The sequence below is a fragment of the Bacillus sp. RO1 genome, from assembly GCF_012524115.1.
GTDB lineage: Bacteria > Bacillota > Bacilli > Bacillales > Bacillaceae_I > Sutcliffiella_A.
This window is the reverse complement of record NZ_JAAZWB010000078.1, coordinates 1-26,847: the sequence shown is the minus strand read 5'-3', so window position 1 is coordinate 26,847 and position 26,847 is coordinate 1. Positions and strand designations below refer to the sequence as shown.

At 40.7% G+C, this 26,847-nt stretch carries 31 protein-coding genes; 25 read left to right on the top strand and 6 right to left on the bottom strand.

All coding sequences use genetic code 11. The annotated features are described in order from the left end of the window. Positions 1-14 precede the first annotated feature (14 nt). The 13 genes from HC179_RS12755 (at position 15) to HC179_RS12695 (ending at position 11,219) form a co-directional block, all read left to right on the top strand. A complete protein-coding gene (locus HC179_RS12755; RefSeq protein ID WP_168864648.1) occupies positions 15-554 on the top strand; it encodes a 3-hydroxyanthranilate 3,4-dioxygenase in 540 nt (179 codons plus the stop codon). Continuing rightward, complete coding sequence (locus HC179_RS12750) at positions 545-1,594, top strand: amidohydrolase family protein (protein WP_205825321.1); 1,050 nt, start codon at positions 545-547, stop codon at positions 1,592-1,594. The genes HC179_RS12755 and HC179_RS12750 overlap by 10 nt, the downstream gene beginning before the upstream one ends. Next, positions 1,542-2,003: a RidA family protein gene (locus HC179_RS12745; protein ID WP_168864646.1), complete on the top strand. Its 462-nt coding sequence runs from the start codon at positions 1,542-1,544 to the stop codon at positions 2,001-2,003. Before HC179_RS12750 ends, HC179_RS12745 begins: the two co-directional genes overlap by 53 nt. A gap of 60 nt (positions 2,004-2,063) precedes the next feature. Further along, positions 2,064-3,539, top strand: a complete 1,476-nt coding sequence (locus tag HC179_RS12740; protein ID WP_168864645.1) for an aldehyde dehydrogenase — start codon at positions 2,064-2,066, stop codon at positions 3,537-3,539. A 22-nt stretch (positions 3,540-3,561) separates the two neighbouring features. Then, on the top strand, positions 3,562-4,341 hold the full coding sequence (locus HC179_RS12735; RefSeq protein ID WP_168864644.1) for a 2-keto-4-pentenoate hydratase: 780 nt from the start codon (positions 3,562-3,564) through the stop codon (positions 4,339-4,341). Between the two features lie 18 nt (positions 4,342-4,359). Continuing rightward, on the top strand, positions 4,360-5,259 hold the full coding sequence (locus HC179_RS12730; RefSeq protein WP_168864643.1) for an acetaldehyde dehydrogenase (acetylating): 900 nt from the start codon (positions 4,360-4,362) through the stop codon (positions 5,257-5,259). 19 nt (positions 5,260-5,278) lie between these two features. Next, entirely contained in the window at positions 5,279-6,292 is a 1,014-nt protein-coding gene (dmpG, locus tag HC179_RS12725) for a 4-hydroxy-2-oxovalerate aldolase (protein WP_168864642.1), read from the top strand. Between the two features lie 14 nt (positions 6,293-6,306). Further along, positions 6,307-7,080 carry a 2-keto-4-pentenoate hydratase gene (locus HC179_RS12720; RefSeq protein WP_168864641.1) on the top strand — a complete coding sequence of 258 codons (774 nt, stop codon included), beginning with the start codon at positions 6,307-6,309 and terminating at the stop codon, positions 7,078-7,080. A 12-nt stretch (positions 7,081-7,092) separates the two neighbouring features. After that, positions 7,093-7,284 carry a 2-hydroxymuconate tautomerase gene (locus HC179_RS12715; protein ID WP_168864640.1) on the top strand — a complete coding sequence of 64 codons (192 nt, stop codon included), beginning with the start codon at positions 7,093-7,095 and terminating at the stop codon, positions 7,282-7,284. 21 nt (positions 7,285-7,305) lie between these two features. After that, positions 7,306-8,313, top strand: a complete 1,008-nt coding sequence (locus tag HC179_RS12710) for a TRAP transporter substrate-binding protein (protein ID WP_168864639.1) — start codon at positions 7,306-7,308, stop codon at positions 8,311-8,313. Between the two features lie 24 nt (positions 8,314-8,337). Continuing rightward, a complete protein-coding gene (locus tag HC179_RS12705; RefSeq protein ID WP_168864638.1) occupies positions 8,338-8,817 on the top strand; it encodes a TRAP transporter small permease in 480 nt (159 codons plus the stop codon). Beyond that, positions 8,814-10,094: a TRAP transporter large permease gene (locus HC179_RS12700; RefSeq protein ID WP_168864637.1), complete on the top strand. Its 1,281-nt coding sequence runs from the start codon at positions 8,814-8,816 to the stop codon at positions 10,092-10,094. The genes HC179_RS12705 and HC179_RS12700 overlap by 4 nt, the downstream gene beginning before the upstream one ends. Before the next feature lie 759 nt (positions 10,095-10,853). Then, a complete protein-coding gene (locus HC179_RS12695) occupies positions 10,854-11,219 on the top strand; it encodes a DUF4181 domain-containing protein (protein ID WP_168864636.1) in 366 nt (121 codons plus the stop codon). A 51-nt stretch (positions 11,220-11,270) separates the two neighbouring features. Here the strand turns inward: HC179_RS12695 and prli42 are convergent, their stop codons facing one another. After that, positions 11,271-11,366 (bottom strand): stressosome-associated protein Prli42, encoded by a 96-nt coding sequence (gene prli42, locus HC179_RS12690; protein WP_010194162.1) that lies wholly within the window; start codon positions 11,364-11,366, stop codon positions 11,271-11,273. A gap of 160 nt (positions 11,367-11,526) precedes the next feature. Here prli42 and mce point away from each other — a divergent pair, with 160 nt between their 5' ends. The 5 genes from mce to HC179_RS12665 all read left to right on the top strand — a co-directional run bounded on the left by mce (position 11,527) and on the right by HC179_RS12665 (position 15,788). Continuing rightward, positions 11,527-11,946 (top strand): methylmalonyl-CoA epimerase, encoded by a 420-nt coding sequence (gene mce / locus HC179_RS12685; RefSeq protein WP_168864635.1) that lies wholly within the window; start codon positions 11,527-11,529, stop codon positions 11,944-11,946. Beyond that, on the top strand, positions 11,936-13,489 hold the full coding sequence (locus HC179_RS12680; protein ID WP_205825316.1) for an acyl-CoA carboxylase subunit beta: 1,554 nt from the start codon (positions 11,936-11,938) through the stop codon (positions 13,487-13,489). Before mce ends, HC179_RS12680 begins: the two co-directional genes overlap by 11 nt. A 67-nt stretch (positions 13,490-13,556) precedes the next feature. Further along, positions 13,557-14,045 carry a GNAT family N-acetyltransferase gene (locus tag HC179_RS12675; RefSeq protein ID WP_168864634.1) on the top strand — a complete coding sequence of 163 codons (489 nt, stop codon included), beginning with the start codon at positions 13,557-13,559 and terminating at the stop codon, positions 14,043-14,045. Positions 14,046-14,119: 74 nt separating this feature from the next. Beyond that, positions 14,120-15,238, top strand: a complete 1,119-nt coding sequence (locus tag HC179_RS12670) for a tripeptidase T (protein ID WP_168864633.1) — start codon at positions 14,120-14,122, stop codon at positions 15,236-15,238. 82 nt (positions 15,239-15,320) lie between these two features. Beyond that, entirely contained in the window at positions 15,321-15,788 is a 468-nt protein-coding gene (locus tag HC179_RS12665; RefSeq protein WP_168864632.1) for a chemotaxis protein CheW, read from the top strand. A gap of 89 nt (positions 15,789-15,877) precedes the next feature. Here the strand turns inward: HC179_RS12665 and HC179_RS12660 are convergent, their stop codons facing one another. Continuing rightward, positions 15,878-16,297 carry an organic hydroperoxide resistance protein gene (locus HC179_RS12660; RefSeq protein WP_168864631.1) on the bottom strand — a complete coding sequence of 140 codons (420 nt, stop codon included), beginning with the start codon at positions 16,295-16,297 and terminating at the stop codon, positions 15,878-15,880. Positions 16,298-16,468: 171 nt separating this feature from the next. Between HC179_RS12660 and HC179_RS12655 the strand changes: the two genes are divergently transcribed. The 3 genes from HC179_RS12655 to yunB all read left to right on the top strand — a co-directional run bounded on the left by HC179_RS12655 (position 16,469) and on the right by yunB (position 19,268). Continuing rightward, the gene (locus tag HC179_RS12655) at positions 16,469-16,888 is read left to right on the top strand and encodes a MarR family winged helix-turn-helix transcriptional regulator (RefSeq protein WP_168864630.1); all 420 of its coding nucleotides are present in this window, start codon (positions 16,469-16,471) and stop codon (positions 16,886-16,888) included. A 29-nt stretch (positions 16,889-16,917) separates the two neighbouring features. After that, positions 16,918-18,171 carry a DNA polymerase IV gene (locus HC179_RS12650; protein WP_168864629.1) on the top strand — a complete coding sequence of 418 codons (1,254 nt, stop codon included), beginning with the start codon at positions 16,918-16,920 and terminating at the stop codon, positions 18,169-18,171. A gap of 299 nt (positions 18,172-18,470) precedes the next feature. After that, on the top strand, positions 18,471-19,268 hold the full coding sequence (yunB, locus tag HC179_RS12645) for a sporulation protein YunB (RefSeq protein ID WP_168864628.1): 798 nt from the start codon (positions 18,471-18,473) through the stop codon (positions 19,266-19,268). On the opposite strand, the gene HC179_RS12640 is transcribed toward yunB, so the two are convergent. The 3 genes from HC179_RS12640 to HC179_RS12630 form a co-directional block, all read right to left on the bottom strand. Next, a complete protein-coding gene (locus HC179_RS12640) occupies positions 19,269-19,466 on the bottom strand; it encodes a hypothetical protein (RefSeq protein ID WP_168864627.1) in 198 nt (65 codons plus the stop codon). After that, on the bottom strand, positions 19,456-19,662 hold the full coding sequence (locus HC179_RS12635) for a hypothetical protein (RefSeq protein ID WP_060666442.1): 207 nt from the start codon (positions 19,660-19,662) through the stop codon (positions 19,456-19,458). Before HC179_RS12635 ends, HC179_RS12640 begins: the two co-directional genes overlap by 11 nt. A 109-nt stretch (positions 19,663-19,771) precedes the next feature. Continuing rightward, the gene (locus HC179_RS12630) at positions 19,772-20,608 is read right to left on the bottom strand and encodes an HAD family hydrolase (protein WP_168864626.1); all 837 of its coding nucleotides are present in this window, start codon (positions 20,606-20,608) and stop codon (positions 19,772-19,774) included. 107 nt (positions 20,609-20,715) lie between these two features. On the opposite strand from HC179_RS12630, the gene rnz reads away from it, so the two are divergent. The 3 genes from rnz (at position 20,716) to HC179_RS12615 (ending at position 23,701) form a co-directional block, all read left to right on the top strand. Beyond that, positions 20,716-21,636, top strand: a complete 921-nt coding sequence (gene rnz, locus HC179_RS12625) for a ribonuclease Z (protein ID WP_168864625.1) — start codon at positions 20,716-20,718, stop codon at positions 21,634-21,636. Positions 21,637-21,966: 330 nt separating this feature from the next. Beyond that, on the top strand, positions 21,967-22,665 hold the full coding sequence (locus HC179_RS12620) for a class I SAM-dependent methyltransferase (protein ID WP_168864624.1): 699 nt from the start codon (positions 21,967-21,969) through the stop codon (positions 22,663-22,665). 94 nt (positions 22,666-22,759) lie between these two features. Further along, positions 22,760-23,701, top strand: a complete 942-nt coding sequence (locus HC179_RS12615; protein ID WP_168864623.1) for a hypothetical protein — start codon at positions 22,760-22,762, stop codon at positions 23,699-23,701. Positions 23,702-23,737: 36 nt separating this feature from the next. Here HC179_RS12615 and namA read toward each other — a convergent pair whose 3' ends face one another. After that, entirely contained in the window at positions 23,738-24,754 is a 1,017-nt protein-coding gene (namA, locus tag HC179_RS12610) for an NADPH dehydrogenase NamA (protein ID WP_168864622.1), read from the bottom strand. 138 nt (positions 24,755-24,892) lie between these two features. Here namA and HC179_RS12605 point away from each other — a divergent pair, with 138 nt between their 5' ends. Then, on the top strand, positions 24,893-26,494 hold the full coding sequence (locus HC179_RS12605) for a M20/M25/M40 family metallo-hydrolase (protein WP_168864621.1): 1,602 nt from the start codon (positions 24,893-24,895) through the stop codon (positions 26,492-26,494). Positions 26,495-26,847: the final 353 nt, after the last annotated feature.

Below are 26,847 nucleotides of genomic sequence, written 5' to 3'. Positions count from 1 at the left end.
AGGAGGAATTAGCAATGGCATTAAAGACGAGATCTATGAACATTATGAAAGTGATCGAGGACAATAAGCACCTATTGAAACCGCCGGTTAATAATAAAGTACTTTGGGAGGATTCTGAATTTATTGCGATGCTTCTTGGAGGACCGAATAGAAGAAGGGACTTCCATGTTGATCCCTCAGACGAGTTCTTTTATCAAGTGAAAGGTGACTGTTATGTAGAATGCATCAATGAAAGTGGAGAGCGCGAAGTGGTTACGGTAAAAGAAGGGGAAATGTTTATGTTGCCGGCAAATGTCCCACATTCCCCTCACCGTGTAGCGGATACGTACGGAATTGTTTTGGAAAGGAAGAGGGATAAAGGGGAGCTTGAGGACTTTGTTTGGTTCTGTGACAACTGTAATGAGGAAATGCACCGGGTGACGGTTCAATTAACTAATATTGAAACTCAGGTAAAGGGAGCGATAGAGGAGTTCAATGGTAGCGAAGAACTGCGCACTTGTGACCATTGCGGCCATGTGATGCCAGAGGAAGTAGATGTGTGGAAATGCGAATAGATTTTCATACACACATCATTCCAAAGGAACTTCCGGACTTTGCCGAAAAATATGGCGGGGACCGCTGGCCGACACTAGATCAAACTTGTACGTGTGGAGCAAACATTATGGTTGCGGGCAAGGTTTTTCGGGAAGTGACCGATCAAGTTTGGTGTCCGCATAAGCGTATTCAGGACATGGACAGAGAGGGTGTGGATATTCAGGTACTCTCTCCAATTCCCGTGACATTTTCATACTGGGCGGATAAAGAGGCAGCACTTGAAATGGCACAGCTTCAAAATGATTTTATCGCTGATACGGTTAAAGAATATCCCAAACGATTCATTGGTCTGGGAACCGTACCTCTTCAAGATACGGTAGTGGCTATTCAAGAAATGGATCGGTGTATGCATGATCTTAAGCTTGCCGGAATAGAAATCGGAACTAATGTAAATGGGGAAAATCTCGATTCGCCCCATTTAACAGAGTTCTTTAAAATGGCCGAAGAGTGGAACGTACCTCTCTTTATTCACCCTTGGGAAACGATGGCGAAAGACCGTACCCCAAGACATAATTTTATGTACACGATCGGGATGCCAAGTGAGACAGCTCTTGCTGCCGCAAGCTTGATTTGGAGTGGGGTAATGGAAAAGTTCCCGAATCTAAAAATTTGTTTTGCCCATGGTGGCGGTTCTTTTCCATATATATTACCGCGCTTGGACAAGGGGTGGGAGGTATGGCCACACCTCAGGCTTACGACACATCCTCCTAGTCACTATGCAAAGAAGTTCTATTTCGACTCATTGAACTATGATGCGCTTACCATGAAATTTCTGATTGAACGATTTGGTATCGATAAAGTGATCATGGGTTCTGATTATCCTTTCCTGTTACGTGAAATTGCTCCAGGAAAAGTGATTGATGAGATGGAGGACTTGTCGGAATCGGAGAAAAACCTGCTATTAGGGAAGAATGCTTTGGAATTTTTGAATATAAAGGAGACCGACTATGGAACAAAAGCTGATGACTCCAGAGGAAAAGCTGAAACAATTAGGTCTTGAGTTGAGAGATATTCGTCCGTCAGTCGGTAATTATGTCAGTCATGTCAGAGTGGGAAATCTCATTTTCACCGCAGGCCAAGGAGTGGATCAATATCACGGTAAATTAGGCAGGGAATTTACGATTGAGGAAGGGTATCTTGCTTCCCGCCAGTCGATGCTTAATTTGTTAAGTGTGTTAAAACATGAGCTGGGTGAATTAAGCAGGGTGAAAAAGGTCGTTAAAATGCTGGGCTTTGTCAATAGTACAGAGGATTTCACTGATCAGCCTAAGGTGATGAACGGGGCATCAGACTTATTGGTTGAGGTTTTCGGTGATCGAGGAAGACATGCCCGTTCTGCAGTAGGTATGGCACAGTTGCCTAACAATACGGCTATCGAAATAGAACTGATTGTGGAAATCGCAGAGTAACGACTCCTTCTCTCTCTTGGATGAGAGGGAGTCTTCATTTTGGAAAGGGTGGGTTGTCTGATGCAAGTAAAAGAGTTTATTCCTGGTAAAATCAAGCCGATAGATTGTCAGCACTTTATCGACGGCGATTACATCGATTCTATTAATTTGAAAACCTTCGATAACATAAATCCTGCAACAGAAGAAGTGATTGGCAAAGTATCAGAAGGCGGGAAAGAGGAAGTGGATCGTGCGGTTATTGCTGCAAGAAAAGCGTTAAAAGGTCCTTGGAAAAAGTATACAAACAAGGAGCGGTCGGAATTATTACGTAGAATTGGGGATGGAATTTTAGAGAGAAAAGAAGAATTGGCTGTCTTGGAGTCTATGGATACAGGCAAGCCATACCAATTGGCTCTTGAAATGGACATCACCAGATCTGCCTACAATTTTTATTTTTTCGCTGATTTTTTAACATCGATGGGCGGAGAATCCTACCAACAAGATAATGTTGCGCTTCATTATTCTATTAGAAGACCGGTTGGAGTCGTTGGGATGATCAATCCTTGGAATCTACCATTACTCTTATTGACTTGGAAATTGGCCCCATGTCTTGCGGCGGGGAATACGGCGGTCATGAAGCCTGCGGAATGGTCCCCAATGACAGCAACGGTTCTCGCAGAAATATGTAAGGAAGCAGGAGTACCTGACGGGGTGGTAAATCTAGTTCATGGCTTTGGAGCGGATTCAGCTGGTTCTGCATTAACCGAGCATCCGGGTGTAGACGCAATAACATTTACAGGGGAAACCAAAACAGGATCAGCCATTATGAAAGCGGCAGCTCCTACACTGAAAAAATTATCTTATGAGCTTGGTGGGAAAAATCCAAATATTATCTTCGCTGACTCAAACTTGGATGAAGTGATTGATACCACGCTTAAATCAAGTTTCATGAATCAAGGGGAAGTATGCCTTTGCGGTTCAAGAATCTATGTAGAGAGTTCGGTCTATGAATCATTTCTAGAAAAATTCACTGCCAGAACCAAAGAACTACAAACCGGAGATCCCTTTAATTCTGCAACCAAAGTAGGTGCAGTTATCAGTAAAGAACACTACGAGCGTGTCCTCTCGTATATTGACATTGCTAAAAAAGAAGGCGGGACCATCTTGACAGGTGGAGGTCGCCCAGACTCTGTTGATAAAGGGTATTTCATTGAACCTACTATTGTCGTAGGACTAGATCGACATGCAAGATGTGTTAAAGAGGAAATCTTCGGGCCGGTTGTCACCGTAATCCCGTTTGAATCAGAAGAAGAGGTATTGGAACAGGCAAATGATACACATTATGGGCTGGGTGCAACAATTTGGACAAATGATCTTCGTCGTGCACATCGTGTTGCAAGGGAGATTGAGGCGGGAATCATTTGGATCAACACTTGGTATTTAAGAGATTTAAGGACTCCGTTCGGCGGTATGAAGCAAAGCGGGATTGGCAGGGAAGGCGGCATGCACAGCTTTGATTTTTACAGTGAATTGTCCAATGTTACGGTAAAACTTTAGTGCTTGAAAGGGGCTCTGAAAATTGACCATTCAAACTAAAAACTTATCTGACCTGTTATTGAAGGCAGAGAAATCTAGAAAAGGCGTGTCGCCTTTAACAGAAATGAACCCAAGTTTAACTGTGGAAGAAGCATATACTATTCAACTCGATAACATTCAGGTGAAGCTAGACAACGGGGAAACAATCAGTGGGAAAAAAATCGGACTAACTTCACTGGCCATGCAGCAGCTACTTGGGGTGAACGAACCCGACTATGGTCATCTCCTTCAATCAATGGAAGTGAATAATAATGGGGTCATTTCCCGCAGGCAGCTTCTCGAACCGAAAGTGGAGGGAGAAATAGCATTCTTTTTAAAAAAAGACCTAACTGGACCTAATGTGACGGTGGAGGATGTGTTGGATGCTACAGAATATGTAATGGCTGCATTGGAGATTGTCGACAGTCGCGTAGCAGGTTGGAAAATTAAACTATGTGACACGATAGCGGATAATGCTTCTTCAGGCCTGTACGTACTAGGTGAAAAAAAGATCTCCCCACATCAACTGGACCTTAAGGAAGAAAAGATGGCCTTTTATAAGAATGAGCAATTAATCAATGAAGGTATCGGTAAAGCGGCTTTAGGAGATCCCGCCTATTGTGTTGCTTGGCTTGCTAACAAACTATCCGAATTTGGAATCAGATTGAGAGCCAATGAGGTGATTCTGTCGGGTGCTTTATCCGCGGCAGTAAACGCAGGAGAAGGAGATAAATTTATAGCCAAATTCCAAACACTCGGAGAAGTAAAAGTAAACTTTAGATAAAGAAAGGGGGAGTACGCATTGGGGAAAGTGAAAGTAGCGATTATCGGTTCAGGAAACATTGGTACAGACCTAATGCTTAAACTTCATCGTTCCAAGCTCCTGGAACTGACTGCCATGATTGGCATAGATCCTCATTCAGACGGCCTCAGACGGGCAAAGGCTTTTGGACATACCATTATCATCAATGGAGTGGATGGTTTTCTGGAAAAGCCGGACCTTGCAGACATCCTTTTTGATGCAACCTCTGCCAAAGCCCATTATAGGCATGCAGAGGCTCTGAAAAAAACGGAGAAACATCTCATCGATCTAACTCCTGCAGCTATAGGTCCTTTCGTCGTTCCGACAGTAAATCTGCTGGAACATTTGAACGAACCTGTAGTAAACATGGTTACTTGTGGTGGACAGGCAACGATTCCTATCATTCATGCTATCAGTCAAGTGTGTCAGGTGGAGTACGCGGAAATTGTTGCAACCATTGCAAGCAAAAGTGCTGGTCCAGGGACACGTATGAATATTGATGAATTTACTACCACTACAGCCCGTGCCATTGAAAGAATAGGTGGTGCTAAAAATGGCAAGGCCATTATCATTCTTAATCCTGCAGAACCGCCAATTTTAATGAGAGATACTGTTTACTGCCAAGTACAAAATTTGAAAGGAAAAGAAGAACAAATAAGTGCTGCGGTAGCTAGACGTGTAGAAGAAATTCAAGAATATGTACCTGGCTATAGACTACGCACTGACCCAATATTTGATGGAAATAAGGTCAGTATTTTCATAGAAGTAAAGGGAGCGGGGGATTACCTGCCAGAGTACTCAGGTAACCTTGATATCATGACTGCAGCAGCAGTAAAAGTGGGAGAAGAAAAAGCTAATAGATTGGTAGGAAAAAGAATTAAAGCAGTTAAAGCTACATAAGAGAGGGGAGGCTAAAAGATTGAAACGTGATGTATGGATTACAGAGGTTGCTTTAAGGGATGGCAGCCATGCTATCAGTCATCAATTTACCGTTGAGCAAGTGAAAAGTGTTGCCAAAGCATTAGATGATGCGAATGTCCCTGTTATTGAAGTGTCCCATGGTGATGGGCTTGGAGGATCCTCCCTTCAATATGGATTGTCACATACAAATGAAATGAATCTGATTAGTGCTGCAGCAGATGTTGTAACGAAGGCAAAAATAGCCGTCTTGTTGCTTCCCGGCATAGGTACCGTTCAACATCTAAAAGAAGCAGCAAGCCGTGGTGCCAAAATAGCCCGGATTGCTACCCATGTAACAGAGGCGGATGTGTCTAAGCAGCATATTTCTTTTGCAAAGGAACTTGGCTTAGAAGCAGTTGGCTTTCTGATGATGTCTCATATGGCACCAACAGAAAAGCTGCTCGAACAGGCAAGCTTGATGGAAAGCTATGGAGCGGACGTGGTTTATGTGGTTGATTCTGCGGGGGCTCTTTTACCACATCAAGTAAAAGAAAGAGTTCATTGTTTGAGAAATAGCTTGGATATACCAATTGGGTTCCATGCCCACAACAATCTCTCATTAGCGGTGGCCAATTCATTAGTAGCTATTGAACAAGGTGCAACCAGAATAGATGGGAGCATTCGTTGCCTTGGGGCAGGTGCCGGTAATACACAGACAGAAGTGTTGGTATCTGTTCTTGACAGGCTGGATATACAGACTGGTATTGATGTATATAAAATGATGGATGTGGCAGAGGAGATTGTCGCCCCTATTTTGCAGAAGCCACAAGAAATCACAAGGGAAGGCCTACTGCTCGGATATGCAGGCGTGTACTCAAGTTTCTTGGTTCATGCTAACAAAGCTGCAAAACAGTTCAATGTAGATGCAAAAGATATATTAATAGAGTTGGGCAAAAGAAAAGTAGTCGGGGGACAAGAGGATATGATTGTCGATATTGCTGCCGAGATGGCCAAAAAGACCGTAAAGGCTTAAGAGGAGGATCTAAATTGGACTTACTTCAAATTGCAAAACATGTGGCAGATCACCAAAAAAATGGACAAGAGATGGATAAAATCACACTTACTCATCCGAACATGAATGTGGAGCATGCTTATGAAATTCAAAAACTGAGCATGGATCAGGCAATAAATAATGGAGACAGATTAATTGGTTGGAAGATGGGATTGACTAGTAAGGCTAAACAATTGTCGGTGGGAGTCGAGGAGGCCATTTATGGTAGATTAACATCTTCAATGGAATTGACGGAACCTACCTTACATATTGGTAATCTCATTCATCCGCGAGTGGAGCCTGAATTTGCTTTTATTCTCAACAAAGAACTAAAAGGAGATCAAATCACCGTTCGTGATGTCTGGATGGCAACAGAATGCATCTTCCCTGCGATAGAGGTCATTGACAGCAGATATCGTAACTTCTCCTTTACTCTAGAGGATGTTGTGGCAGACAATGCATCATCTTCCAAGTTCTTTTTAGGAAATCAAGCATTTTCCCCATATTTTACATCCTGGGATAAGGTTGGAGTAACAATGACCAGAAATGGGGAGACGGTTCAATCAGGAGTGGGAGCGGCGGTATTGGATCATCCTGTGAAGTCTATTGTGGAATTGGTGAAAATGCTGGATCGGGAAGGGCTTTCAGTCAAACCTGGAATGGTGGTCCTTGCTGGTGGTATTACGGAAGCAATTAATGTCTACAACGGGGATGTAGTAGAGGTTCATTATGATCAGTTAGGAACATTGAAATTGAACGTCGAGTTGTAAAGGAGAACCAATATGCCGATTACTCACATTCATTTGTTGGAAGGTAGAAGTGTTGAGCAAAAACAAGAACTGATTCAAAATGTCAGCAAAGCCATCACTGACACCCTTGGAGTTGCTCCTGAACAAGTGAGGGTGTTGCTTATGGAGATACCTAAAGAAAATTGGGGAACAGGCGGTGTTACAAAGGCACAACTTGATCAATAAGGACAATAAAGGGGGAGAACGATGAAAAAGCTAAAACAAAGTATAGTAATGATGATGATCATGTCAATGGTTTTGTTGCTTGCAGCATGTGGAGGAGACGAAGCAAGTGGAGATGAAACAGGTAAGACATATTCCTTTAAATTAGCACATATTACCCCAACCAACCACATGTGGCATCAGGCTGCAGAAAAATTTGCAGAAGAACTGGAAAGCAAATCAGATGGAAGAATGAAAGTGGAAATCTATCCAGCAAGCCAGCTTGGCACAGAGGCAGATATGGTTCAACAGATTGAGGCAGGATCCGTAGATTTTGGTTTGATCACGGCAGCCTATATGAGTTCCCGCTCTCCTTCTTTTGCCGCATGGTTTATGCCATATGCATTTGAAGATATCAATGCAGCACATGAAGCTAGGACCTCTGATGTTTCTAAGAAAATTTTGGCTACATTGGATGAACAAGGTCTTGTTGGATTGGATTATCTGTTTGCCGGTCAACGTGTCATGTTATTTAAAGACAAGGAAGTGACTTCCCCGGAAGATATGGCCGGTTTAAAATTACGTGTTACGCCAAGTCCGCCGATGCAAGATTTCTATCGTTCTACAGGTGCCTCTCCTGAAGGATTGCCTCTTCCTGAAGTTTATGCAGCCGTTCAAACTGGAGTGATTGATGGTATGGACATGGATTTGGATGCTGCCATCACTAATAAATATTATGAAGTCGTAAAATATGGAGCTGTTACCAACCATATGGTTTGGCCATCCGTTGCCATCGTAAATAAATCTACATTTGAGGGTATGTCTGAAGCAGACCAAAAATTAGTTCGTGATGCACTGACGGTAGCTACCGATTTTGCAGTAAACACTCGCTCTGGGCAGGAAGAAGAATTCAGGCAAACACTAAGTGACAATGGAATGAAAATTTATGATATCCCTGCGGATGCATTTGCAGACCAGATTGCAGAGTTTGATGCAAAATACAAAGATTCAGATCCTCTAATTAAAGAATTTATTGACACGTATAGAAAATAAGATTTGAAGGGGGAAGTCACAAGAATGATGAGAGTCAGCGACGGAATAGCCAAAGTCGAGAAATTTCTCGGTGCATTTTTAATGTTGTGTATGGCGGTTATCATAACATTATCAGTTGCCTTCCGATACTTCCTGAACTCCCCCTTATCATGGGCCGGGGAAGTATCTATCTTTCTATTAATCTGGATCAGCTTTATTGGAGGTAGCTTGGGACTGAAATATAAGTCCCAGGCTTCTGTTTCAATATTCCTGGAGTATGTGCCAACAAAAATTAGTAAGGCATTAACCTTAATCGGCCAAATATGTATGCTGTTATTTCTTTTCATAATTCTTTATTATACCTACTCATGGATACTATCCCCTAATGTAGCTTTGCAAAAATCCAGTGGTATTCTGTTACCCATGTGGATACCATATAGCGCAGTGCCAATTGGGCTTACGTGTGCAGCGTTCCATATTTTTACTAACTTTTTAGTTGTTTTTCGGGAGGGGAAAGTAGAATGACGATACTAGTAATTTTCTTGTTTTTTGTATTTTTACTGATTGGTATTCCTATCTCTCTCGTATTAGGTATGACAACTGTTTTGTACTTCCTACTTGTAGGTAGCCCGGTACTACTAGAATCTACACCAATGCGACTGTATTCGGGGTTAGAAAATTTCGGACTTTTGGCAATCCCACTCTTTATGCTCGCGGGCGAATTGATGAATAGCGGTGGAATTACCACAAGGCTCGTAAAGTTCTCCAAAACATTAATTGGTCACGTGAGAGGTGGCCTTGCATACGTAACGATCATATCTAATATGTTTATCGCGTCCATATTAGGTTCCGCGAATGCTCAAGCAGCGATGATGAGTAAGGTTATGGTCCCGGAAATGGAAAGAGAAGGGTATAAAAGAGAGTTTTCCTCCGCGCTCACCCTTGCCTCCTCCATTGTTGCCCCCATCATTCCTCCTAGCATGATTTTCATCATTTATGGGACTCTCTCTGGCACCTCCATAGGTGGATTATTCATGGCAGGAATAATCCCCGGAATCATTTATGGTTTAGGTTTTATTGGTCTCATTGCCTTTATGGGTTATAAGTATAATTTCCCCAAAAGTGACCGTGCGTCATTTAAAGATATTCTACATCACGGGCTGTATGTCATCCCTGCATTAAGTGTTCCATTTATCATTATCTTTGGTATTTTAAGCGGTGCATTTACCCCGACAGAATCGGCTGCCGTCGCATGTTTTGTCGCTCTGGTAGTAGGTATGTTTCTCTACAAAGAATTAAAACTGAAGAGTATTCCCAAGCTCTTGATGAACACGGTAATAAGTACCGCCACCGTAACGTTTCTTATTGCGATGGCAAACATCTTTGGCTGGATGATTGCATTTGAACAAATTCCACAACTTGTAGCGGACGGCATGTTAAGCATTTCAGAAAACCCTCTAGTGTTCTTATTGATGGTTAATTTGATGCTTCTATTGCTCGGCGCGGTATTAGACGGCATTGCCGCATTAATTATTTTAATTCCTGTATTAATGCCTCTTGTTGTTGCATTTGAGATTGATCCAATCCATTTCGGAGTCATCATATGTATCAATTTGACCATTGGACTTTTAACACCGCCTGTTGGTACTGGATTGTTTGTAGTCTCCTCCATTGCGGATGTGAAAATCGAGAAGCTAATAAAGGCTACCACTCCATTTTTAATAATGGGAATTTTCATCCTGATGATTATTACCTATTGGGCTGACGCTGTGTTTTTTATTCCAAGGATGCTAGATTTCTAAGGCTAACCGGACCGAATTGGTTCGGTTTTTAATTTTTGGAAAATAAATGAAACTCTAGGTATTTTCTTACGTATACGTATTACTAAGAGATAGATTTTCTTGGGAAGAGGAACCGCAGGAAGAGAAGTCCTCATAGAGCGCATGAAGACCTCTGCGAGCGGGAAATCGAGGAAGAGAAGTCCTGATAGAGCGCATGAAGACCTCTGCGAGTGGGAACCGGAGGAAGAGAAGTCCTGATAGAGCGCATGAAGACCTCTGTGAGAGGGAACCGGAGGAAGAGAAGTCCTGATAGAGCGCATGAAGACCTCTGCTAGAGGGAACTCGAGGAAGAGAAGTCCTGCTAGAGCGCATGAAGACCTCTGCGAGCGGGAACCGGAGGAAGAGAAGTCCTGATAGAGCGCATGAAGACCTCTGTCAGCGGGAACCGGAGGAAGAGAAGTCCTGATAGAGCGCATGAAGACCTCTGCTAGTGGGAAATCGAGGAAGAGAAGTCCTGATAGAGCGCATGAAGACCTCTACGAGCGGGAACCGGAGGAAGAGAAGTCCTGATAGAGCGCATGAAGACCTCTGCGAGTGGGAACCGGAGGAAGAGAAGTCCTCATAGAGCGTATAAAGACCTCTGCTAGTGGGAAATCGAGGAAGAGAAGTCCTGATAGAGCGTGTGAAGACCTCTGTGAAGAGAACCCGAGAATCAGAAGTCCCTTTTATGTTGGTACTAATTGCGCAATTTAGAAGAGTTTATAGGAGTGTGGTGTTGGTATGACTTTTGTGTGGTTGATGTTAACAATTGCAGTTGCACTGGTTTTTATTGACGTGGTTGTAAGAAAGTTACTGGGAATAAAACGTGCGAAGCTAACAGATCCAAAAGGAAAGAAAATCGATATGCTCGGCCGAATTATCTGTGCCATTTTAATTTTTATTATGTACCCGGCCGTTATTGAAACAGGTATACTTCAACTGAAGCTTCTCTTTGTTATCTTTTTTACCCTTCTGTTTTGGCTTCAGGCAATCATCCAATATATTTATATTAAGGAATCTAAAGAATATATCATTACATTGCTTATAAATGTTGTGTTTGTAGCTTTTCTGTTCAATATTGACTCCCTTTTAAAGCTTTACAGCTAATAAAAAAACGAGTCAAGAATAATCTCTGGCTCGTTTTTGTTTGCCAATCTATTAAAAAAACATGGAAGCTCCAGCTAATAGTGTCGTAATAAGCATAACGCCGATCATTAAATATACGACAACCTTTTGGAATTTGCGATTCATCATTTGAGTTCATTCACTCCCCATTTATTCTACTATCCCTATTTTACATGGATTTCAATTCTTTCTCAAGTTAGGATTCTAGACGAAAAAGGAAGGAATTTTGCACAAAAAGTCGAAATGTTATAGAGTCATAGTTAGGGGACATACAACAAGGGGGATTGGCATGATTAAAAATGTAAATCATATTGGGATCGCTGTAAGCTCCATTGAGACAGCGCTTCCATTTTATACAGAGACTTTGGGGTTGACCTTTGAAGCCGTGGAACATGTAGCGGAGCAAAGGGTAAGAGTGGCATTTATCAATGCCGGAAATTGCAAGCTGGAGCTATTGGAACCGACCTCCCCGGATAGTCCGGTTGCCAAGTTTATCGAAAAGCGTGGGGAAGGAATTCACCACGTAGCCTTAAGTGTAGATTCTATAGAAGACAGAATTCAAGAAATGGTTGAAAAGGGAATTCCGATGATTGACAAGCAATCCCGAATCGGGGCAGGAGGAGCGAATATCGCTTTCATGCACCCAAAAGCAAGCAATGGCGTACTGGTAGAATTCTGTGAAAAGGCGGCGAAACAACATGACAATTGATATCTATGAAAAAATAAACGAGCTATATGACAAACGTCGCGAAGTAGAACTTGGCGGTGGAGATGATCGCATTGATAAGCAACATGAAAAAGGGAAATTAACTGCAAGAGAGCGAATTGAGCTTTTGGTGGATGAGGGGACTTTTGTAGAACTTAATCCATTTATTGAACACCGTTGCAATGACTTTGGATTGCAGGGGAAAAAAGGTCCTGGAGACGGGGTCGTTACAGGTTATGGAAAAGTGAACGGCAAACCAATCTATCTATTTTCCCAAGACTTCACGGTATTTGGTGGAGCCCTAGGGGAAATGCATGCAAAGAAAATTGCCAATGTCATGGATATGGCAGCGAAAAATGGTGCGCCGATTGTCGGCTTGAATGATTCAGGGGGAGCAAGAATTCAGGAAGGTGTTCTTTCTTTAGATGGATATGGTCACATTTTTTATAGAAACTCCATCTATTCTGGAGTAATCCCACAGATTTCGGTGATTATGGGACCTTGTGCTGGCGGTGCCGTTTACTCCCCGGCAATTACTGATTTTGTATTCATGGTGGAAAAGACGAGTCAAATGTTTATCACGGGACCAAAGGTAATTGAAACGGTAACAGGGGAGAAAATCAGTTCAGAAGGCCTTGGTGGAGCAAAAGTACATAACGCGATAAGCGGCAATGCACATTTTTCCAGTTCTTCGGAGGAAGAAGTGCTGGCACAGGTGCGAAATCTGCTAAGTTACCTTCCACAAAACAATGAAGAAAAGCCGGAAAGAATTTCTTGTGAACAAGGTGATGACTATCGTCCAGATTTAGCAGATGCCATCCCGTTTGACGCAATCAGACCTTATGATGTTCGAATTGTCATCAACCAGGTCGTGGATGAAGGATCGTTCATGGAAGTTCATAAAGATTTTGCAAAAAATATCGTAGTTGGATTGGCAAGACTGAAGGGAGAAGTCGTAGGACTTGTTTGTAATCAGCCAAAAGTGATGGCAGGCGGCCTTGACATAGATTCTTCTGATAAAGCATCCAGATTCATTCGTTTCTGCGATTCTTTCAATATTCCGTTGATTACGTTTGAAGATGTTACTGGATTCTTTCCAGGCGTAAAACAAGAGCACGGCGGGATCATCCGTCATGGTGCGAAAATCCTTTACGCTTATTCAGAAGCGACTGTACCAAAGCTTACCGTGATTTTGCGAAAAGCTTATGGAGGCGCATATGTAGCCCTAAACAGTAAATCCATTGGTGCCGACCTTGTCTTTGCATGGCCGAATGCGGAAATTGCTGTAATGGGTCCTCAAGGAGCTGCAAACATCATCTTTGCCCGTGAAATCAATGAGAGTGATAATCCAGAAGAGACACGCGCCCAGAAGATTGAAGAGTATCGTGAAAAGTTTGCCAACCCATATGTCGCCGCAAGCCAAGGAATGGTAGATGATGTGATTGATCCAAGAGAGACAAGGATTAAATTGATACAATCACTAGAAATGCTTCGCAATAAAAAGGAAACAAGACCATATAAAAAACACGGGAATATCCCACTATAATTCATCAGAAGAGATAGTAGGTGGAAAAAGCCTACTATCTTTTTAAGCTAAAAAGGGGAAGAATGACATGATTAATCTGGTAAAAGTAAGTCAAGCCGAGGAAGAAGTTCTTCATAATATTATTCAATTTTATATATACGAGTTCACAAGATTTAATAAACAAATTACTTTAGAATCGGATGGAAAGTATAAACCATTTGATCTGGACAAGTATTGGAATAACAATGAGTATCATGCGTATTTTATTAAATCTGGAGAAGAACTTGCCGGGTTTGCCTTGGTTGAAGAGGGACAAGGAGATTCACCAAACGTAATAGAAGAGTTTTTTGTCCTGAGAAAGTTTCATGGAAAAGGGGTGGGAACAATAGCTTCTCAACAGCTGTTTTCTATGTTCCCTGGTAAATGGCAAATTTTCCAGATTGAAAATAACTATCCAGCTCAGGCTTTTTGGAGAAAAACAATCAAAGAATATACCAGTAATACTTTTACAGAGCGTTACGATGAATATAGAAGGTCTATCCAAGAATTTGATACCGCTACTTTACCGAATAATTAGGTTGATCAAGGAAAAAATCACATGAATAGGTTATAATAGGATGGGATTCAAAAAGTAGTAGGAGGAACATACATATGATTAACAGAGACAGACTTGTCGAAGAATTTTTAGAGCTTGTACAGGTGGACTCAGAAACAAAATTTGAAGCAGAAATTTGCAAAGTATTAAAAGAAAAATTTTCTGCTCTTGGTGTCCATGTAGTAGAAGATGATACCATGAATGAAACGGGACATGGTGCAGGTAACTTAATCTGTACACTTGAAGGAACAAAAGATGGTGTCGATACCATCTATTTCACGTCCCATATGGACACAGTGGTTCCAGGTAAGGGAATCAAACCATCCATTAAAGACGGTTACATTGTGACTGACGGTACGACTATCCTTGGAGCTGATGATAAAGCAGGACTTGCTGCCATGCTTGAAGCGGTGAAAGTACTAAAAGAAAATAACATAGAACACGGAAAAATTGAGTTCGTCATCACAGTCGGTGAAGAATCCGGTCTTGTAGGAGCAAAAGCTCTAGATCCAGCTTTAGTAACTGCGAAATTCGGTTTTGCCCTTGATAGCGATGGAACAGTTGGAAACATTATTGTTGCAGCACCAACACAAGCTAAAGTAAAAGCAACGATATACGGTAAGACGGCTCATGCTGGAGTTGCACCGGAAAAAGGAATTTCTGCGATTACAATTGCTGCTAAATCCATCGCCAAAATGCCATTGGGCCGTATTGACGAAGAAACGACTGCAAACATCGGACGTTTTGAAGGTGGCGGTCCAACAAATATCGTGTGCGACCGTGTGGATATTTTAGCAGAAGCACGTTCTTTAGTTCCTGAAAAAATGGAAGCGCAAGTGGCAAAAATGAAGGATGCATTTGAAAGCGTTGCAGCAGACATGGGTGGCCGTGCGGAAGTAACGGTAGACGTTATGTACCCAGGTTTCAAATTTGCTGATGGCGATCATGTGGTGGAAGTGGCTAAGCGTGCGGTTACGGAGATCGGAAGAACGCCTGAACTACAACGTAGCGGCGGAGGCAGTGATGCAAATGTTATCGCAGGCTTTGGCGTTCCAACAGTCAATCTTGCAGTTGGATACGAAGAAATTCATACGACAAATGAAAGAATGCCAATAGAAGAATTGATTAAAACAACTGAACTGGTTGTTAGTATCATGAAAGAAGTAGCAAAATAAAGTTTGGAAAGCTTGGTGAATGCCAAGCTTTTTTATATACCTTGTTTTATAATAGATAAAAAAGGTGAATAGGAGAAAAGTCATGGAATCCCAAAAACTAGTAATCTTTGAAGCAAATCAAGAAGAGTATGGTATACCGGTGGAATATGTGGTTTCCATTGAAAGGCTTGGAACCGTTACTGCACTACCCGAAATGGAGGCTTATTTAAAAGGCCTTATGAAAGTAAGGGGTCAATTAATACCAGTTCTAGATGTGAAGCATATTTTATTTTCTGGTACAGTTGAAGTGAATGATAAAACGCGCTTAATTGTGGTACAAACATCAGATCTTTCTGCAGGGTTATTAGTGGAAGATGCTAAGGAAATACTAGATGTGAAAAAAGAGGTTATTAAGGATTTAAATGTGTTGGCGTTACAGTCCTCTCCGTATATAAGTGGGATGGTGAATCTTAATAGTCGGTTAATTGCAATTATCGAGCCTGATAAATTAATTGGTACCCTAGAAAAAATCCACCATATCAAGGATGCAGTAGAAGCTTCTACTTTATAGAATTTCAAACAAAAATAAGTTTTTCTTACAAGACCACCAGCCTTTATCGCCGGTGGTCTTTTTAGATATTTATAGAAGTAAAAATACTCTTAGGTATTAGTTACTAATTCAACTTCAATGTTTCCTCTTGTAGCTTTTGAATAAGGGCAAACTTCATGAGCCTGTTTAACAAGCTTTTCTGCTTCTTCTTGAGTAACACCACTTATGCTCACATTTAAAACGACAGCCAATTTAAAACCACCATCAGTATCTTTACCAATAGAGACCTCTGCAATTACTTCTGATTCAATTTTTTGGCGTGCCTGGCGGGCAACAAGGTTTAGTGCACTGTCAAAACAAGCGGAATATCCTGCTGCAAAGAGTTGTTCTGGGTTAGTTGCGCCTTCTTTTCCTGTCCCACCCAATGATTTTGGCATTGCAAGGTCAATATTTAAAGTCCCATCTTCACTTTTAATTTTTCCCGCTCTACCGCCTGATGCTGTTACTTTCGCAGTGTATAATGCATCCATGTGAAATCCACTCCTTTTGATTGTTTAAAATTATATTGTGCAAAACTTAATTATTCACTATCATATCGTCCATTAATGACTTAGTCAACTAATAAGTTGTGTAAAAGGAGTTTGTGTAAAAGATAAGTGAGTTGTACAATAGTAGTATTGAGATTTAAAGGAGATATATGTATGGATAGCAACCTAAAACTAGATAATCAACTTTGCTTTAAAATTTACTCCGCAGAAAAGAAAATGATGAAATTATATAGGGCTTACTTAGATGAGTTGGGAATAACTTATTCTCAGTACCTAGTACTTTTGGTATTGTGGGAAAAGGATGCCATTTCTGTGAAGGAGTTAGGTAAAAAGCTAATGCTTGATTCAGGTACATTAACTCCAATGTTAAAGCGTATGGAAACCAATCAATTAATTACAAGAAGTCGCTCTAAAAAAGATGAACGAAGTGTTGTGATAACTCTTACTCCGAAAGGAAAGGACTTAAACAAACAGGTAGAGTGTATCCCAAACAAATTTCTTGAAAAAGTATCATTAAATACTGATGAACTAAAAGCATTAAGCGAACTTCTGACAAAGCTGGTTGTTAATTAAAATAGGCCGAGAAGTTTAGGGTGGATTGTATGAGTGGAAAAACAACAAAAGGACACCGAATAATCTTCCATGTGGATATGAATAGCTTTTATGCATCTGTTGAAATGGCATACGATCCCTTGCTTATGGGGAAGCCAGTAGCAATTGCGGGAAATGTAGAAGAGCGAAGAGGCATCATCGTCACTTGTAGCTATGAAGCGAGAGCATTTGGTGTAAAAACAACGATGCCCCTATGGGAGGCAAGACAAAAATGTCCTCATCTTATTGTGCGAAAACCAAACTTTGATAGGTACAGAAAAAGTTCCCAAGCCATGTTTGATCTGTTAAGAGAGTATACAGACTTGGTTGAACCGGTTTCCATCGATGAAGGTTACATAGACATCACGAATTATTCTGGACATTTAACACCCTTACAAATTGCAGAGGAAATCCAGATGAGATTGCACAAAGAGTTATTATTGCCGTGTAGTATTGGAATTGCACCGAATAAGTTTTTGGCGAAGATGGCTTCAGATATGAAAAAGCCGATGGGAATTACTATCCTTAGGAAAAGAGAAATCGAGAAAATCCTTTGGCCAATGAATGTGGGTGAAATGCATGGTGTAGGGGCCAAGACGGCTGAAAAATTAAAGACAATCAATATCACTACAGTAGGAGAATTAGCTAAAGGCAATGATTATCAACTAAAACATCTGCTTGGTATTAATGGAGAGAGGCTTAAAAAGCGAGCAAATGGTGAGGATAATCGCCCAGTTGATCCCGATAGTGTCTCTGAATTTAAAAGTATCGGAAACTCCACTACCTTACCAAAAGATTCAGACGATGAACGTTTGTTGGAAAAGACCATTGAGAAGCTTGCGTCTTCTGTCAGTGCAAGAATGAAGAGGAAATCAGTACTCAGCCATAACATTCAGCTAATGATAAGGTATGGTATTCGTCATACTGTGACAAGGAGCCGAAAGCTTTCAAACCCCATAGAAGGTGAAAGTGATATAAAAAAAGCTGCTATGTTTTTGCTTAGAAAGCATTGGGACGGAGAGCCTGTACGTTTATTGGGTGTAACTGCTCAAGAACTTGTGGAAAAGGATGATTCCGTTAAACAGTTGGACCTTTTTACGTTTCAAGAGGATGCCAAAAAAGAACCGTTGCATAAAACCCTTCAGGATCTAGAAGATAAATTTGGGAAGGGAATTATTAAAAGGGGTATTAAGAATAAGAATACTGCGGATGCGGGCTCAAAGGCTAAAATAACGACTAGTTTTCAGAAGGATTTTTTGGAGTAAGTTTTAAACCTGTAAACCATATTGGTTGCAGGTTTTTTATGTCAAATAAATATGGCTTTGTAACACCGCTGCTGATTTCCGCAAATGGCTACGCTTTCCGCGAGGCGACCTTGAGCCTCCTCACAACGCTTGGAGGTCTTAACAATGTCGCTCCTCCCCCGCAGGAGTCTACGCCTTTTGCTCCAATCAGTAGCTAGAAAACTTATAAATTCACGGTCCACTTTAACAGAGACTACTAAAAAAATGATTAATAATCTGTCCAACAGTCATATATATATAAGGGGAGGAGGATTGCAACTATGAGAAGAATGCGTCGGACTTCCCTATTGAAAAGTGGGCCACTACCATTAAAGTACGTGTTTTTGATTACGTTTATTTTATTTAATATTTTGACGGTTTTTAGTTTGATCATTATCAATAAAAATTTGGAGCCCAGTTTAAGGAGTATAGCAGAAACGAAAGCACGTCAGATTGCAACACAAGCTATTAATGATGCCGTCTCAAAGAAAATTGCAAACAGTTTAAATCCCGAGGAATTAATTATCGTTCTGAATGAAGGAACAGATCATGTTGCATTTAGTACTAATCACAAAGTAGTCAACACAGTCATTTCAGAAACTACATTACGAGTTCAAAGGTATCTGGACTTTCTAGAAGAAGGTAATCTTGAAGGAATGGAATCATATAAAAATGATTTGAACATAGATTACGAAGAGTCAAAAAAGCAGAATGGGATTGTTTATAAGGTTCCATTGGGGATGGCAACCAAAACGACCCTTTTTTCCAATCTTGGTCCCAAAATACCGGTGCGGTTTGAAATCCTAGGAGATGTTATCTCGAATGTTGAGACGAAAGTTATTGAAACGGGAATAAATAATACAGTTATAGAGGTCTATGTAAATGTAAGTGTGAAGATGAACATTATCATTCCGTTGGTAGAACAGCCAATGGAAATAAATAACTCTGTTAAAATAGGAGATTTAGTGATACCAGGAAAAGTTCCGATGTATTATCATGAAAGTGGAAGCGGTGGTGGAGGAGTTGCACCAGTTATTATCCCAGAGATTCCAGTAGAAGAACAAAAGAATAATAACTGATTAACCTGGTCCTGTGATGTTCGATTGCAGGGCTTTTTTAAATTTTGTTGGCTTTTTGAGGTAGTCAACGACATCTTCTTTACAGACATCCACTACGGAGCTGATTATATCCAAGTCATTAGTAACATTATAATGGATCAATCTTTTTGCAATTTGGAGTGCAGTTTCCTTGGAAACAGAATAAGGATCAGGATTCATGATGAGTCTCTTCGTAGTTATTGATTACATTCTTCATACCAGGGATTGCAATTAAACTAAGAGACGTCATTAAGCTCAGCATGAACATAGGGGCATTGCTTGTCTTATCTGTCATCATCACATAAAAGAGAATCGCAAAACCGGAAACAGCCAATAGTTTTAAAATGACGTAGAAAGATTGTTGGATTAACTTCATTAGTATCACCTCATTAGTTTTCAGAACATTTGTTCTGTTTTTATTATAATCGAACAAACGTTCTAAAAGCAAGAGTTTTATTCAAAAAAAATAACACCGAGAAGAAGTGTTATTTCAAAAAGGATTTATCTAGTAGTATGGAAAGCTCTGTTAATCCTGTAACTGTATAGGTTGCTTCACTTTCTTTAAAAAGGTCAAATGGATCGATACAAATTGTACTGCAACCCAATAGTGCGGCAGGAAGGATTTCATTTATGTAGTTATCACCCACGCTCAATATTTGTTTGTAAGGAACATGGTGTTGTTGAGATATGTATGAAAGACGGTCTTCTGTATTTACCGGTTTATTGGCCTCGTAAATTTTATCATGGAAGTAAGAAGTGAATCCGAGTTTTTTCAATATGACATCGCTGTCTGTCTGTGGGCTATTTGTCATAAGAATTAAGGTGTATTTCTTATGAAGTTTTTCTAATACAGTAGCAAACTCTGCTAATGGTTCTAACACGAAATCATCTGTCATCATATGTTCTCTTGTTTGAAGAAATGCCGCATATGCTTCCTCGCTGCTTAATCCGTAGTGCTTGGCAATGGAAACTGGTACCCACCATAAATCCCCGATACTTAGCATATCAAACAGGTCAAATTGAAGAGTGTCAGGATAATAAGAAGTAAGTTCTTTTTGTAATACTTCCACTCCATCCCAAGTCCAGCCTTTAGATACCTTGCCATCAATATGTGAGAGAATTAGATCCTTTTTAGCATCATACACCCTACCCATCTTAAGCGTATGTGTACCTGCTTGTATAGCTTTATAGTCTTCTTCAAACTTGGACTGTACTTCCGCAGGCAATTTGTTTTTTAGAAGATCGGCATAATACTGAAAATGATGAGTGTCCTCATAAAGAGTTCCGTCCAGGTCAAATACGATTGTAGAAATGTTATCCATAGCATCCATTCTCCTTTTTCCGTGATACTATCATTGTACTATATTCAATGATTGTATTATGGAAATTTTCATTTTTGAGTATAATGGAACAAGAGGAGCGGATGAATATGAAACTAACATTTTTAGGTACAGGTTCTGGTGTTCCTGCAAAGCACCGAAATGTATCTTCGCAGGCATTACATATAGATGATAAAGAGGGTTCTGTGTGGCTCTTTGATTGTGGAGAAGCAACTCAGCATCAAATACTACATACATCATTAAAACCTAGAAAGATTTCCAAAATATTTATCACCCACTTACACGGAGATCATATCTTTGGCTTGCCAGGATTGTTGAGCAGCCGTTCTTTTCAAGGCGGGGAAACACCTTTGACGGTTTATGGACCAGTAGGGATAAAAGATTATATTGAAACTTCTTTGCGTGTAAGTATGACGCATGTGAAATATCCCATAGTGATTAAAGAGTTTGAAGAAGATGGATTATTTTTGGAAGAAGAGGACTTCAGCATAATTGGGAAATTACTTGTCCACGGAATTGCTTCCTTTGGTTTTCGAATCGTTCAAAAAGATTTGCCTGGGGCTTTATTGATGGATAAGGTCAAGCAAAGCAATATTCCTTCTGGCCCACACCTCCAAGACCTAAAAGAGGGAAAAAACGTCATCCTTTCTGACGGGAGAATAGTAGAAGGAATTGATTATATCGGTCCTCCTAAAAAAGGGAAGGTGATTACAATACTTGGGGATACAAGGTATACTCCTGTTTCTGTTGAACTAGCGGAAGCTGCGGATGTTCTAATTCATGAAGCAACTTTTGCAGCAAAGGATGAATTGCTTGCAAAGGAGTATTTTCATTCCACTACTGTACAAGCGGCAACTGTAGCTAGGGAGGCCGGTGTATCACAATTATTGCTTACTCATATAAGTGCTAGATATCAGAAAGAGGATGTTCTCTCTTTAATGGAAGAGGCGAAAGAGATATTTTCTAACACGGTAGTGGTAAATGACTTTGATGAAATTACTATTAAATAAAATAAAGTAATAAGGACGATTACTCTCGAGGTAATCGTTCTTTTTAATAGTTTTATTACAATTATATTACGATTGTTACAGAGAGTGATAATCTATCATTTGCCAGGATGAATTTAGGCGGGGTAGAACATCATTTAGTGTGTCCCTACCCTTGTAGGTCCATTAGTGTTTCTTAAAGAAAGATAGGGCAAATATAGTTGCGGTAAATAAGAGTTTTATAGGTGATACAGGTTTGCAATTATAGCTATTTCACCTAACTTTAAAGATGTTGTAACAATGGATGGATAGTGTATTGGTACAATATTACATATAAGGTAAGGGGGAGTGGAAATGGCTAAAGAAATTATCAGTAATGAAGATCTTTTTCAAATGTTAGACGGACTTTTACGAGAGCCTAGAGCTTTTTGGAATGATTTTTATGAGGACAGAAACAAGGAGATCCCATTTTTCCAAGTGAACGGTCCGGATGAAAATCTAGTATCCTATTTTGAGAAAGGTTTATTCCCTAAACGAGTGTTAGAGATTGGATGTGGACCAGGAAGGAATGCAATTTATCTAGCAAATAAGGGTTGTGCAGTAGATGCCATAGATATTTCAGAAAATGCATTGACCTGGGCCAAAGAACGTGCCCTATCTGAAAATGTGTCTATTAATTTTCAACAATCCTCTATTTTTGAGTTTGAAGTTGAACCCCATACTTATGATTTTATCTATGATTGCGGATTGTTCCATCACCTTGCCCCTCATCGCCGATTGAGCTACATAGAAACGATAAGGAAAGCTCTTAAAAAAGGAGGTCACTTTGGATTGGTCTGCTTTAATGCAAAAGGTGCATCAGTGACTTTTGACTGGGATGTTTATGCACAAAGAAGCATGAATGGAGGGATCGGCTATTCAGAAGAAAGATTAAAGCGTCTATTCATGGAATCCTTTAATATTCTGGAATTTAGGGAAATGGTAAAGGTTTCGCAGCCGGCTGAAGTGTTTGATGAGGATTTTTTATGGACGAGTTTGATGACAATCAAATAGCTTCATACATTAAAGGGGTTGGCATGTGAATGAGAGTGAAACTTAATCAATCCTTAAACGTAAATTATATAGGTAGAAATTAGGGGGGATTATTTTGTTCGCGGATTTAAATCAAGAGTTATTAGAAGTTAAAGACAACCTGCGTAAGAGAGCAAAGTACGAAGAGCATATTGAAAGGTTAAATACATATTTGACAGAAGAAAAGCGGAAAAGAAGTCAGTTAAAGTCATTGTTGGAAAAAGAAGAAGAGGATGTTGCTCGCCTTGAACGCTTTACACTTACAAGTGTTTTCTACTCCTTGACTGGCAAAAAGTTTGAGAAGCTGGATCAAGAACAAAAGGAAGTACTTGCGGCAAAACTAAAATATACGGAAGCGGTTGAGACAATAGAGGACGTAGAAGGTGAGTTGGCAGAGTTTCAAGCGCTTTTAACACCCATTGCTAACTCTTCTGTCAGATACGAGAAAATTATTCGGGAAAAAGAAAAACTAATTTATGACTCCAATTCCGTTTGGAGTGTAAAATTATTTGACTTGGCCGATAAAGAGGCGGACCTGCAATCAAATTTAAATGAATACCATGAAGCTATTGATGCCGGCCAATTGGCATTGCATGCTTTGGAGCGAGCGTTATCTTCATTAGATTCTGCAAAAGGATGGTCCACGTTTGATATGTTCGGCGGCGGAATGGTTTCGACTGCGATGAAGCACAGTCGCTTGGATGAAGCAAAAAAACATATTCATCAAGCACAAAATAAGCTACGAGTTTTTCAAGATGAATTACTCGATATAAAGCATCATTTTGATTCCACTATTGAGGTGGGCGGGATGCTGACTTTTGCTGATTACTTCTTTGACGGGCTGATTGTCGATTGGATGGTACATGGCAAAATTACGGAAAGCTATGACCAGACGTCTCAGATTATTGGAAGAGTTTCCAGGTTGCTTGGAAGCTTGAAAGGCCAGCGAGATCAAATGGAAGAAGAGTTGCGTTCTGTTAAAGAAGAAAAGAAAAACCTACTAGAGTCATCCCATTAAAAAAAAGCGGCCACTCACGAAGAGTGGCCGTTTGTCTTACCAAGAACGATCATATTGTTTAGGGGATTCAATCTCCACACCCAGTTCTTTTGCAGCTGTTCTTGGCCAGTAAGGGTCACGTAAGAGTTCTCTTGCAACAAAGATTAGATCTGCGCGATTGTTTCTTAGGATTTCTTCCGCTTGCAAACCAGAAGTAATCAGTCCTACAGCGCCAGTATTAATGTCTGCACCGGACTTGATCGTTTCTGCAAAGCCAACTTGGTAGCCAGGATACACATCAATCGCTGCCGGCACCACCGCACCAGAGCTAACATCCACTAAATCCACCCCTTGGTCTTTCATCCATTTTGCATAGGTTACATAGTCTTCAGCTGTTAAGCCTTCAGGGTGATAGTCATTAGCTGATACACGGACAAATAAAGGTCCGTCCCATACTTCATTTACACCATCAATGATGTCACCAAGGAAGCGATAGCAATTTTCTTTACTTCCACCGTATTCATCCTTACGCTTGTTCGTAAGAGGTGATAGGAATTCATTGATTAAATATCCATGAGCACCGTGAAGTTCAATAATATCAAATCCAGCTTCTTTGGAACGTTTTGCACCTTCCACAAATGCAGCGATTGTTTCTTTTATGTCTTCTGTAGACATTTCCACAGGAGTTTTCATTTTTTCGTTAAATGCCAACGCGGTTGGTGCATAGATGTCTCCGTCTACCATTGCCTTTCTTCCTGCATGAGCAAGCTGGATGGCAGTTTTGGATCCATGGACCTTGATTTGTTTATTTAATTCTTGGAAGCCTTGAATATGTTCGTCGTTCCAAATTCCAAGGTCTTGTGGAGAAATGCGGCCTTGTGGTTGGACAGCTGTTGCTTCCACCATAATCAGCCCTACTTGGCCAACTGCACGGGATACATAGTGAGTCATATGCCAATCTTGAACATGCCCGTCTTCATTATGACTGGAATACATGCACATTGGAGACATGACAATTCGGTTTTTCAGTGTGACGCCTTTTACTGTATATGGGGAAAATAATGCTGAATTCATAAGTTACTCCTCCTATATATTTCGAGTTCCTAAAATATTATATCAAACGTTTTTGTTCCCACCAAAAGATAGGTGTTCATTTTCTAAAATTAGTAGTATGATAGGAGCAAAATATTACTAACTAGAGGAGGATGGGAGATGCACTGGCAAACGAAAGAGCAGTTGACAAATCTACTTGTATCCCTTGTCCAGCACGGAAGTGTGACATTATCCGGGGAAGAGAAGCGCTTAGCTTCCTTTATTTATTATCAACTGAATCATCTGGATTATTTCCAAGAGAACCCTGGGAATCTTGAGCTTCATCGTATGGAGGATGGTCGTTCTTTTGTAACCGCTTTAGTGAAGCAATCAGAGAAGAAAGAAACGATTGTGCTTGTCAGTCATTTTGATGTGGTAGGGGTTGAGGATTATGGTTTCCTAAAGGACTTGGCCTTTCAACCGGTTGAGCTGACCCGGGAACTAGAGAACAATGCCGATGCACTTCCTGCTGAAGCAAAAGAACATCTTTTATCAGGAGATTGGTTGTTTGGCAGAGGGGTCATGGATATGAAAGCGGGACTGGCACTGCAAATGTCTCTCCTGGAAAAAGCAATTGACGAGAAATGGGATGTGAACCTGCTTTTATTGGCAGTCCCAGATGAAGAGGTGAACTCTCAAGGGATGCTTCAGGCATTGCCTGCTTTGGCTGATCTGGCTTCCACGCATGATTTGAATTATAAGGCTTGCGTCAATTCGGAACCGATGTTTCAAAAATACCCTGGTGACAACAACCTTTATCTTTATACTGGCGCAATAGGTAAATTATTGCCCGGCTTTTTCTGCTACGGAAAAGAAACGCATGTGGGTGAGCCGTTGGCTGGACTTAATGCTAACTTGATGGTTTCAGAGATTCAAAAATTAATGGAGTGGAATACGGATTTGTGTGAGCAGGTAGGTGCGGAAGTTACACCACCCCCTACTAGCTTGATACAAAAGGATTTGAAAATGGAATATTCCGTGCAGATTCCACACACTGCGGTGACGTTATACAATGTCCTTTTTATGGAAAAGTCACTGACAGATTGGGAGTCAGATTTCCTTCGAATTGCAAAACAAGCGGCTAAGAATATCAATGAATTTTGCAAAGGGAAAGCCGACCAGTTTAAGCGGTTTACGTCTTTTACCGAAATGCCTGTAGACGTAACGGTATATACCTATGAAGAAATTCTGAAAAAGGCAAAAGCCATCCATGGGGATCAGGAAATGGACATGAGAATTTCTTCGGTGATTGTATCCAATTTGCATTTAGATGAAAGGGAGCAGTCCATCAAAGTTGTAGAAGAAGTCGCCTCGCTTTGTAAGGATTTAGGGCCAATGATTATTTTGTTTTTTGCACCTCCATACTATCCAGCGGTGGCAACGGACAATCAGGAGCTACTGGATTCTGCACGCAGATTCATTCAGAAGTGGAAAGTGAATGCGAATGTTGAATTTAATGAGCAGCGCTATTTTTCGGGCTTATGCGATTTGAGTTTCATAGGCAAAGGGGACTTTTCGGCAAAAGACCGTTTACCATTCAATATTCCGGTTTACGGGGCGACATACTCGTTACCTTTTGCAAATATGGAAGCATTGCAGATGCCGGTGTTCAACTTGGGACCAGTAGGGAAGGACCCTCATCAATGGACGGAAAGGTTGAATGTGAAATTCTCATTTGAGGAATTTCCGCCGATACTGGCTGATTTTGTGAAGAATTTATAATGATGTAAGTCTGTTTGGAGAGCCTAGGCTTTCTGGGCAGGCTTTTTTATAGTATTGGAATTGACAAAATAATTGAATGGTGGAGTAGTCGTAAGGGTATTTCTTGACGTTTAGATGAAGATATGGGGGATAAGAAAAAAGGAGTAGGGAGGTCCTCATGTAGGTAAGACCTTGGTGTGAGGAAAATGGAGTAGAGAGGTTCTCATGGACGTGATGAAGACCTTTGTGAAGAGGAAAATGGAGTAGAGAGGTTCTCATGGACGTGATGAAGACCTTTGTGAAGAGGAAAATGGAGTAGAGAGGTTCTCATGGACGTGATGAAGACCTTTGTGAAGAGGAAAAAGGAGTAGAGA